This window comes from Paraburkholderia sp. (assembly GCF_035656215.1).
GTDB lineage: Bacteria > Pseudomonadota > Gammaproteobacteria > Burkholderiales > Burkholderiaceae > Paraburkholderia.
Genome location: NZ_DASRSY010000356.1, coordinates 1 through 9,457, shown reverse-complemented (window position 1 = coordinate 9,457; position 9,457 = coordinate 1). Strand labels below are relative to the sequence as shown.

Genomic DNA, 9,457 nt, shown 5'->3' with positions numbered 1-9,457 from the left:
ATCAGGCACAGGCTGAAAATCTCACAGCAGCTCAGTTTCCCGACGGCACGCCCACGCATCTCGTGCGGCAAGACCTTCCACCGGCGGACGCGATCATGCTGTCCGCCGCGCATGCCGGCCGCGCGCGTCTGATTGCGCAATGGCTGGACCCGTCGGTCGTCGATGAACGTGATCCGCTCGCTACTGATCCACAGTGGGATCTCTATCGCGGCGGCGCAGCACCGTTTTCAGAAGACTTCGTGGCGTTGTTCCGCGCGGCGCAACTCGCGCGGCGCGATCGCATCGAGCAATGGGTGCTTGCGCGCCTGCGGATGTTGCGAGCCACGGAAAACGGACCGCAGGACCAGACGTTCCTTGTCTATCGCACGCATTCAGACCCGCGCTTTCTCGATCTGTCGCTCGACGCTAACGATCGCGCCGCCGGTTCCATCTGGGGCGACGCCCGCACTGTGAACTACGCCGCCAATGCGATGGGACGCTTCAACACACTGCGCTCGTGGTTGTCGCAATGGTCGTCACTATCTCAGGCTGACGGCCCGAACAATCTCGCGAAGACCAGCGTGCCCGTGCTCCTCATGACCCATACCGCGGACGGATCGACGTTCCCCAGCACGGCTAAAGCGTGGCGCGATGCAGCGAGGGAGCGGCTCACGGAAGTCGCTGTCAGGGGGGGCAACCATTATCTGGCCGGTCAGTCCGAACTCGTGCGGTTCACCGCCGATACGTTCGAGGACTGGCTTGGCAGAAGCTTGCACTAAGCATCGGGAGATCTGACATGGAGTCCATTGGACCTTTCCGCTATGAGCGGCACATCCCTTCGTTGCCGGCGCTGGATGCTCGCCGCGACGCGAAGAAACATCAGGTCGCCATTTGCGGTGGCGGCCCCGTGGGGTTGGCGACGGCCTTGGGTCTTGCCCGCTATGGCGTGCCGTCCGTGGTGATCGAGGCAGACGACACCGTTTGCATGGGGAGCCGCGCTGCGTGCATTTCGCGTCGCAGCCTGCAGATACTGGAGCGCCTCGGCGTGCTCGCCGCCGTGATGAACAAGGGGCTCGCATGGACGTCTGGCCGTAGTTTCTACCGCCAGACAGAAGTCTTCCGCTTCGACATGCCGCACGACGACACCCAGAAACTGCCGCCGATGGTCAATCTGCAGCAGTACTACATCGAGCAGTTTCTGGTCGACGAAATCAGGGCGAACTACGCAGACCTCATCGACATCCGCTGGGGCAGTTCGGTCACCGCGCTGACGACGGCCGCGCACGGTGTCACGCTGCGGGTGGAAAGCAGTGCGGGTGCGTACGAGCTCGACGCGGCGTGGCTGGTCGCCTGCGATGGTGGACAAAGTTTTGTCCGCAAGCGTCTGGGTTTGCCGCTTGCCGGCGCCGCTTACGAAGGTAAATACGTGATTGTCGATATTGAACTGCGCAGCGCCGAGCCGGCGGAGCGGCGCGCGTGGTTCGATCCGCCATCCAATCCGGGCTGGACGATGCTGTTGCACAAACAACCCGACGATCTTTGGCGTATCGACTATCAGGTGCCCGACGACACCGACATCGACGCCGCGATCACGCCGGAAGCAGTCGCACCCTACGTGCAGCGGCAACTGGAACTGATCGGGCAAGCACATCTTCCGTGGAAGCTGGTGTGGACGAGCGCATACCGAGCAGGGGCGATGTCGCTCGAAAAATATCGGCACGGCCGCATTCTGTTCGCGGGAAATGCCGCGCACGCGATGCCGATCTTCGGCGTGAGAGGACTCAATTCCGGCTTTGACGACGCGGACAATCTCGCGTGGAAACTGGCTGCGGTGGTGCAAGGGTGGGGCGGCGACGCTCTGCTGGACAGCTATTCGGTCGAGCGGGTTCATGCCTTTCATGTCAATGCGGAGAGTGCGAAGCGCAGCACGGAATTCATGGCGCCGCCGTCGAGAGGCTATTCGCTGATGCGCGAGGCAGCGCTGTCGCTGGCGGAGCAGCACCGCGAGATCGCGAAACTCGTCAATCCGCGTCAGACGAGCGCAATCGACTATGTAGGCTCGCCGCTGTCCAGCGGGACAGGTTTGCCGAACGCGCCGCGCGTGGGCCAGGTGATTCCCGAGGTACCGGTGTCCGGAAGCCGTGGTGAGACGTTTTTGTCCGATGCGTTGGGACCGCATTTCACGGTGCTCGCATTCGGGCGCGGCCACGACGATCTGCCGCTGCTTGCCGACACGGAGTCTTCGCCCGTGAGCGTCGTGCAGATGCTGTTTGACGACCAGGCTGGGAGCGATGCGTCGCAGCCCGCATGGCACGGCGCAAACACGCTGATCGATTGCGCCGGCACGCTTGCGTCCAGGCACGGTGCAATTGACGCAGACGTATGGCTTGTTCGTCCCGATGGCCACCTTTGTGCGGCGTGGAACCGGCCGTCGCTTGCAACGATGCGCGCGGCCTTGCGGCAGGCAAGCGGCCGTGCGACTGATTTTCACCAGACCGCTTCGGAGGATCACCATGTCGACGCTTGAGGACGATCAGCGAGATCTGCTCTATTCGGCTTGCTGTGAGGCGATCAGTGCTGTGGGACGCGAGCGCGAAAGTTTGATGCTGGCACGGCTCGCGTTGTTGCTGATGGAGAAAGTGGGTGACGCCGAGGTATGCCTGCAGGCCATCCGGGAAGCTGGCGAATCGGTGCCGGAGCCGAGTTTGTCGAAACACTAAAACATGCCTCTTCGAGGCGCTTGCATATCCAGCGAGGAGACAACATGCAGTTACTGCCGAATTATGCCGCGTCTGACGCGAGCAACAGGCTTTACCGAAAGGTGACCCTGCGTATCGTCCCGTATTTATTCGTCGCATACGTGGTTGCGTTTCTTGACCGCATCAATATTGGCTTCGCCCAGCTTCAGATGAAGGGCGATCTTGGCTTCAGTGATGCGGTGTATGGACTGGGCGCCGGAGTCTTCTTCCTTGGATATTTTCTTCTTGAAGTTCCAAGTAATCTGATGCTGTTACGCATCGGCGCGCGACGGACCTTTGTGCGGATCATGGTCTGCTGGGGCGTGGTTTCAGCGTGCATGGCGTTTGTGAGCACACCGTCGATGCTTTACCTCCTACGCTTCCTGCTGGGCGCTTTTGAAGCAGGCTTTTTTCCAGGCATCATTCTTTACCTGACCTTCTGGTTTCCGGCTGGCCGCCGGGCGGCCGTTACGTCCTGGCTGTTTGTTGCTGTGGCCGTTGCCGGCGTGCTGGGCGGTATCGTCTCCGGGACCATCATGCAATACACGAGCGGTATGCACGGACTTGCCGGCTGGCAATGGCTGTTCATTATCGAAGGCCTTCCCGCTATCGTGCTCGGGGCGCTGGCGCTGTGGGTGCTGCAGGACTCCCCCCGGGCGGCATCCTGGCTGAGCGTCGAAGAGAGGCAATGCTTGTTGCGCGAACTGGAAGAGGAATGCGAAGCAAAACGCGACGTGGCGTCAGGATCGTTCCGTGAAGCGCTGCGCAACCCGCGTGTGTATTTGCTTGCAGCGATCTACTTCACGTTGACCTGCGGCACGATGGCCATCAGCTTCTGGCTCCCCGCGGTGATAAAAGGGGCGGGCGTGACAAATGTATTGCACATCGGCCTCTATAGTGCGATTCCCTACGGCCTCGGCGCGCTTGGGATCGTGCTTATTTCGCGCCACTCGGATCTGCACAGGGAGAGGCGCGGGCATTACGCGGTGTGCGCGATTGGCGGAGGGATCGCGTTGTCGGTTCTCGCGCTGTACACCGGTAGCTTGCCGTCGGTGATTTGTCTGCTGAGCGTGGCGGTTGTCCTGACGTTTTCCGCGTTGCCGATTTTCTGGTCAATCCCCCAGGATTATCTGTCCGGCACGGGAGCGGCCGGCGGTATTGCGCTCATCAGCAGTCTTGGGCAACTGGGAAGCTTCTTCAGCCCGACGATGATCGGTTGGATGAAGACCGCGACGGGGAAGCTGGACAACGGCTTGCATCTGCTGGCGCTTCTGCTGATTCTCGGCGGAGTGGTCATGTATTTTTCCTTGGGCGAAATCCGTCAACTGGAAAGAAAACCCGCCTGAATAGTCGATATTCGCATTCGCAAGCAATGGGGCCCGTGGGCGCCGACGATTTTTACCGCGGCTTCGATACCGGCGGCGGCAGAAAACGGGCGGCGGGAATCAATCACTTGCCGGAGACGGAATGTGAGCGGTTCATCGCGAGGTTCGAAACGGCTTTTCGGATTCCCTGATCGACGTTTCGGTCGGTGCCGCTCACGTGCCGGTCAGTAGTGGCCGTCGAGACGTTGAATACGCCGCAATCGATCGAATCAATGCGCAGCGAGACGGTTTAGCGAAGCGATTCACTGGGACTGTGCAGGGCGTTGCGTAGGCTCGCTGATCAGGCCCGTTCGACCGCTAGCCGCGTCCGGTTAGCCTCGACGTAATCGATCAGCAATGTGTGAAACAACTCGGCCGCCGGTGACAGCGCCCGCTGTTTAAGCCGGAACGTGCAGACGCGCCGCATGATCGCTGGTTTGCCGAGTGGCCGGAATTCGATGCCGGACACATTCATCAGATGCCGCGAATTGGCCGGCAGCAGCGAAATCCCCATGCCGTTCGACACAAGCGCAAAGACCGTCGAGGGGAAAGAGACCTCATACGCCACGTTGAGCCGGATGTCTTGCGTGGCAAGGTGCGTGTCGAGGTCGCGGCGGATCGGACTGCCAGGCGACAGGGCAATGAAGGGCCACTCGGCCAATGCGGACCACGTCACCACACGCTTGCGTGCGAGCACATGATGTTCGGGAAGGAGCGCCACGAACGTGTCCCTGAACAGATCAGTTTCCGTGATTTCCGACTGCGCTTCCTGAAACGTACCGATGCCAATGTCCGCATCCTCGGCAATCAACGCATCCCGGATGCTTTCTTCTGCCGTATCACGCAGAACGACGCGCACGCCGGGATAACTCGACTGAAATTCGCGCATGAACGGCACCAGCAAGGTGACGCTCAGGACCGACGCGCTCGCGACGGTCACACGACCGCGCTTGTAGGTGACCTGTTCGCGAGAGTTCTGCACGGCCATGTCGATGTCCTGCAACACGCGCCGCGCACTGGCCAGAAACTCCTTGCCGATGTCGGTCACGCGAACCATGCGCGTGTGCCGGTCGAGCAGCTTCACGCCGAGTTCGCCTTCCAGATCTTTAATCAGCATGCTCAACGCCGACGGCGAGAGGTGAAGCCGCTCGGCGGCGAGTGCAAACCGGCCGCACTCGGCGACCGCGACAAACGCACGTAACTGGCGGAAAGTGAGATTCATCAGAATTTCTCAATAATTGTTCAATTTATATCGATTGTATTGCATAAATTGAGGCCCTTAAATACGTATCAACGAAGTTCAGTTGATGCGGAGAGGGTGATGAAAGCAGGGAATACGTTCGAGGTTGAAGTGCGCGGCATCCGCCGGGAAGCCGAGACGGTGCGCTCGTTCGAGCTTTGGCCTTTAGTCGGTGAATCCGGTGAGGCATATGAACTGCCGCCGTTCGAAGCGGGCGCGCATCTCGACGTGCATGTGTCGGGCGATCTCGTGCGGCAATATTCGCTGACGAATCCGCATGAGCGCCATCGTTATGTGATCGGCGTGAACCGCGATCCCGCAAGCCGGGGCGGATCGATCCGGATGCACGACGCCGTGACGGTCGGCAGCCGTCTGACCGTCAGCGCGCCCCGCAATCACTTTCCGCTGAACGAAGCGGCCGCGCATTCGGTACTGGTGGCCGGCGGCATCGGCATCACGCCGTTGCTGGCGATGGTCAGGCGCCTGTGCGAACTAGGAAGCAGCTGGGATCTCTACTACTGCGCCCGTGCGGAAAGCCGTGCCGCCTTCCTGCGCGAATTGCGCGAGCTTGCCGATACCTGTCCGGACGGCGCACTCCACTGCGTGTTCGACGGCGTGTCCGGCACGAAGCCGCTCGACATTCGAGCCGTGCTCGCGAAGCACGGCGCGCAGGCAGATTTCTATTGCTGCGGTCCAACGCCGTTGATGGACGCATTCACGGCCGCGCTCGCCGACGTGCCACCAGAAAGAGTTCACCTCGAATACTTCAAGGCGCCGGAAATCAGCGCGCCCGCAAACAGTAAGGCTTTCACGGTCACGCTCGCACGCCAGCAAAAAAGCTTTGTGATCGAGCCTGACCGCTCGATTCTCCACGCATTGCAGGAACACGGCGTGGCCGTGATGTGCTCGTGCCGCGAAGGCGTGTGCGGCACCTGCGAGACCGCCGTGCTTGCCGGCGAACCCGATCATCGGGACAGGGTGCTCAGTCCCGAAGAAAGGGCGGCAAACCGCACCATGATGATTTGCGTCTCGCGCTGCAAGGGCGACGCGCTAACCCTCGATATCTGAAACCGACACACCAGGAGGAAAGTATCCCCATGTCCGACTCACTCAAAAACAGGACGATCATCGTCACCGGAGCAGGCGGCAACATCGGCCGCGCTTATTGTGACGAACTGAACCGCATCGGCGCCAATGTCGTGCTGGCGGATCTGACGGACCTGTCCGGGCTCGCCAGGGAATATTGCGCCGCAGGGGGCTCCGCTATCGGGGTCAAGGTCGATGTGGCCGATCCCGATTCCATCGAAGCGATGGCGGCAACCGCGTTCGAGCGTTTCGGCGCGATCCACGGTATCGTCAACAACGCCGGGTTTTTCAAGGGCTGCACGTTCGGTTCGTTCATGGACATTCCGGTGGACGAGTGGGACCGTTGCTACCAGATAAATGTGCGCGGAGTGTGGCTGTGCTGTCGCGCGGTGGTGCCGTACATGAAACAGGGTGGTGGCGGAAAGATCGTCAATGTGTCCTCGAATACCCCCTATAAGGGCGTGCCCAATTTCCTGCATTACGTGTCGTCGAAAGCGGCCATCATCGGCCTGACCCGCGCGCTCGCGCGTGAGGTGGGCGAATTCAACATTCAGGTCAATACGCTGTGCCCGGACCTGATTCCCGATCCGGACATCATTGCCAGGCAAGGCACCGCGGCAGACGAAAAGACGGTCGCGCAGCGCTGCCTGAAGCGCACGCAGACCCCGGAAGACATGGTGGGTTCGGCCCTCTATCTGCTGGGCAGCGGATCCGATTTCGTCACGGGACAAAGCTTGCTGGTCAACGGCGGCGCGTACTTCCAGTAACCATCGACAGGAGCCCATCATGACAAGTCTTGCTGACATCCCCGTCGCCGTCGAATCTGCTTCAGGCGTGAGAGTCGGGCCGCCGCTTTATCAGGCGTTACGCAAATACTGGCACCCGGTCGCCTATGCGGGCGACGTGCTGGACAAGCCCGTCGGCGTAATGCTGCTCGGTGAATCCGTGGTCGTCGCCCGTCTGAACGGCGAGGTGAAGGCGATGCACGGCCGGTGCCCGCACAAGGGCACATCGCTCGCATTGGGCGAGATCGTCGACGATACGATCGAATGTCCCTATCACGGCTGGCGCTTCAACGACGGCGGCAAGTGCGTGCGAATTCCAGCTCGCGAGGAAATGACTGGCGTGATCAATGCGTCGATCGCGTGCTATCACGCGGCCGAGCATGCCGGCTTGATCTGGGTCGCACTCGAAACGCCAGTCATGCCATTGCCTGACTTCCCCGAACTCAACGATTCGGAATATCGCGTGTTGCGCGGCTCCGCGTATGACTGGGCGACGAGTACGCCGCGTCGCCTCGAAAATTTCGTCGATTTCGGTCACTTCGCCTATGTGCATGACGGCACCATCGGCAGCCGCGACAACCCACGCGTCGAGCCGGTCAAAGTATGGCGTGAAGGGCACGTGCTGCGCTTTGACCGCAGTGGCGTGAAGGAACCCGGCGTCGGCCTCAAGAAACAGCTGCTCGGCATCACCGACGAGTGGATCGAACCGGTCAATGAATATCACGTGACGATGCCACATACGGTCCATCTGAAGCGGACCTTTCCGAATGGCAAGCGCTACGTGCTGTTCATGGCGGCATCCCCGATCGATGAGACGCATACCCGCAGTTTCTGGTGGCAGGCGCGCGACTTCGGCACCGATCCAACTTATGACCGTTTCTTCATGGATTTCGAAGCCGAGGTGCTGGATCAGGACAAACCGATCATCGAGTCGCAGCGGCCCATCTGGTTCAGCTTTTCAGGCGGGAGCCCCAACGAACGCGAGACGCCCGTGCGCGGCGCGGATGTGGTCACCGTCGAATATCGGCGCTGGTTGTTCGACATCCTGAACGAAGCGGGGCTGTCATGAGGGCGGCCGTGAGCGGGGCGGTGCGCGAACTGTTCGTGCCGGCCAGCACGGGCGCATTGCACGCGCTCGAATTCGGCAGGGATACCGGCGAGTATCCGCCGCTGATCTGCCTTCATGGGGTGACCGGCAGTGCGTGGCTGTGGCACGACGTGGCGCAGGAACTGGGCAAAACGCGGCGTGTGATCGCGCTCGACCTGCGTGGTCACGGCGAAAGCTACTGGCCAGAATTGCACGCGTACCTGACCGATGACCACATCGACGATCTCGAGACGCTGGTGCAGTCGCTCGATCTGCCGCTGTTCGACTTGGCCGGTCTGTCGTGGGGGGCACTGATTGCGATCGGATACACCGCGCGAGCGCGGGCGCGCGTACGCCAGCTAGCCGTAGTTGACGTCGAGCCGAATTTCGAACGCGGAGAAAAAGAGGTCGACGCACGCCCGACGTTTTTTCAGCACCGCATCGCGGCGCTGAACTATGAGCGCAAGGCCAATCCCATGGCATCCGATGCTTTGCTCGACATGTACGCCTTCCATTCGATTCGGCCCATCGTCGGTGGCTGGGAGCGCAAGCACGATCCGTTCTTCTTCAGTTGCTGGCCGTTCCGGCGCGACAACTACTGGAACGCGTTGCGCGAGATCGATCGCCACATGCTCTTCGTCCATGGCGAGCGTAGCTTTGTACGTGGCGCGGTGATGCGACAGATGGCTGCGTCAGCCAGGCGCGGCAAGTTTTGCGAGATCGCCGGCAGTGGGCATCTGGTTCCGCTCGAAAGACCCATAGAACTGACCGACGCGCTGAGGCAGTTCTTCACCACAGTGGGCAGCATCACCGCAAACACCGACTGCGCAGACTAGGTATCTGCATGGCGGTCATCGCAATCAGGAGGCGTTATGTCGACAAGGAGGAGTTATGTCCGGTCAAATTGAACCCGTAGACGAGATCATGGCGTGGCACCGGCTCATTTTTCTGGCGTTGCAGCATGTGCTGGTGCTGTATGCCGGGGCTGTTGTGCCGCCATTAATTGTCGGGGGCGCGATGAAACTCTCGCCCGAGCAGATGGCGCTGCTGATCAACGCCGACCTGTTTGCAGGAGGTGTCATCACGCTGGTGCAAACGCTGGGGCTTTGGAAGCTCGGTGCGCGCCTGCCGGTGATGATGGGGGTGTCGTTTGTATCGGTGGGTCCGATGATCGCGAT

The 9,457-nt window shown here is 60.9% G+C and carries 10 protein-coding genes and 1 pseudogene; 10 read left to right on the top strand and 1 reads right to left on the bottom strand.

The window, feature by feature from the left end; all coding sequences use genetic code 11:
• From VFE81_RS20995 to VFE81_RS20975, 5 genes and pseudogenes are all read left to right on the top strand, one after another.
• Positions 1 to 758, top strand: a 758-nt coding sequence (locus VFE81_RS20995; RefSeq protein WP_325046439.1) for an alpha/beta hydrolase, incomplete at its 5' end; no start/stop codon positions are given.
• Positions 759 to 775: 17 nt separating this feature from the next.
• A complete protein-coding gene (locus VFE81_RS20990; protein WP_325046438.1) occupies positions 776 to 2,506 on the top strand; it encodes an FAD-dependent monooxygenase in 1,731 nt (576 codons plus the stop codon).
• Positions 2,493 to 2,699, top strand: a complete 207-nt coding sequence (locus tag VFE81_RS20985; protein WP_325046437.1) for a DUF2783 domain-containing protein — start codon at positions 2,493 to 2,495, stop codon at positions 2,697 to 2,699. The genes VFE81_RS20990 and VFE81_RS20985 overlap by 14 nt, the downstream gene beginning before the upstream one ends.
• A gap of 44 nt (positions 2,700 to 2,743) precedes the next feature.
• Entirely contained in the window at positions 2,744 to 4,063 is a 1,320-nt protein-coding gene (locus VFE81_RS20980; RefSeq protein WP_325046436.1) for an MFS transporter, read from the top strand.
• A gap of 32 nt (positions 4,064 to 4,095) precedes the next feature.
• Positions 4,096 to 4,233: pseudogene (locus VFE81_RS20975) on the top strand (acetyltransferase); the annotation flags it as partial.
• 149 nt (positions 4,234 to 4,382) lie between these two features.
• Here the strand turns inward: VFE81_RS20975 and VFE81_RS20970 are convergent.
• Positions 4,383 to 5,303 carry a LysR family transcriptional regulator gene (locus VFE81_RS20970; protein ID WP_325046435.1) on the bottom strand — a complete coding sequence of 307 codons (921 nt, stop codon included), beginning with the start codon at positions 5,301 to 5,303 and terminating at the stop codon, positions 4,383 to 4,385.
• Positions 5,304 to 5,402: 99 nt separating this feature from the next.
• Between VFE81_RS20970 and VFE81_RS20965 the strand changes: the two genes are divergently transcribed.
• The 5 genes from VFE81_RS20965 to VFE81_RS20945 all read left to right on the top strand — a co-directional run.
• Complete coding sequence (locus VFE81_RS20965) at positions 5,403 to 6,389, top strand: PDR/VanB family oxidoreductase (RefSeq protein WP_325046434.1); 987 nt, start codon at positions 5,403 to 5,405, stop codon at positions 6,387 to 6,389.
• Between the two features lie 29 nt (positions 6,390 to 6,418).
• On the top strand, positions 6,419 to 7,174 hold the full coding sequence (locus VFE81_RS20960; protein WP_325046433.1) for an SDR family NAD(P)-dependent oxidoreductase: 756 nt from the start codon (positions 6,419 to 6,421) through the stop codon (positions 7,172 to 7,174).
• A 19-nt stretch (positions 7,175 to 7,193) separates the two neighbouring features.
• On the top strand, positions 7,194 to 8,261 hold the full coding sequence (locus VFE81_RS20955; protein WP_325046432.1) for an aromatic ring-hydroxylating dioxygenase subunit alpha: 1,068 nt from the start codon (positions 7,194 to 7,196) through the stop codon (positions 8,259 to 8,261).
• 8 nt (positions 8,262 to 8,269) lie between these two features.
• Positions 8,270 to 9,115, top strand: a complete 846-nt coding sequence (locus VFE81_RS20950; protein ID WP_325046431.1) for an alpha/beta hydrolase — start codon at positions 8,270 to 8,272, stop codon at positions 9,113 to 9,115.
• Positions 9,116 to 9,170: 55 nt separating this feature from the next.
• A partial coding sequence (locus VFE81_RS20945; RefSeq protein WP_325046430.1) for a solute carrier family 23 protein occupies positions 9,171 to 9,457 on the top strand: 287 nt, incomplete at its 3' end.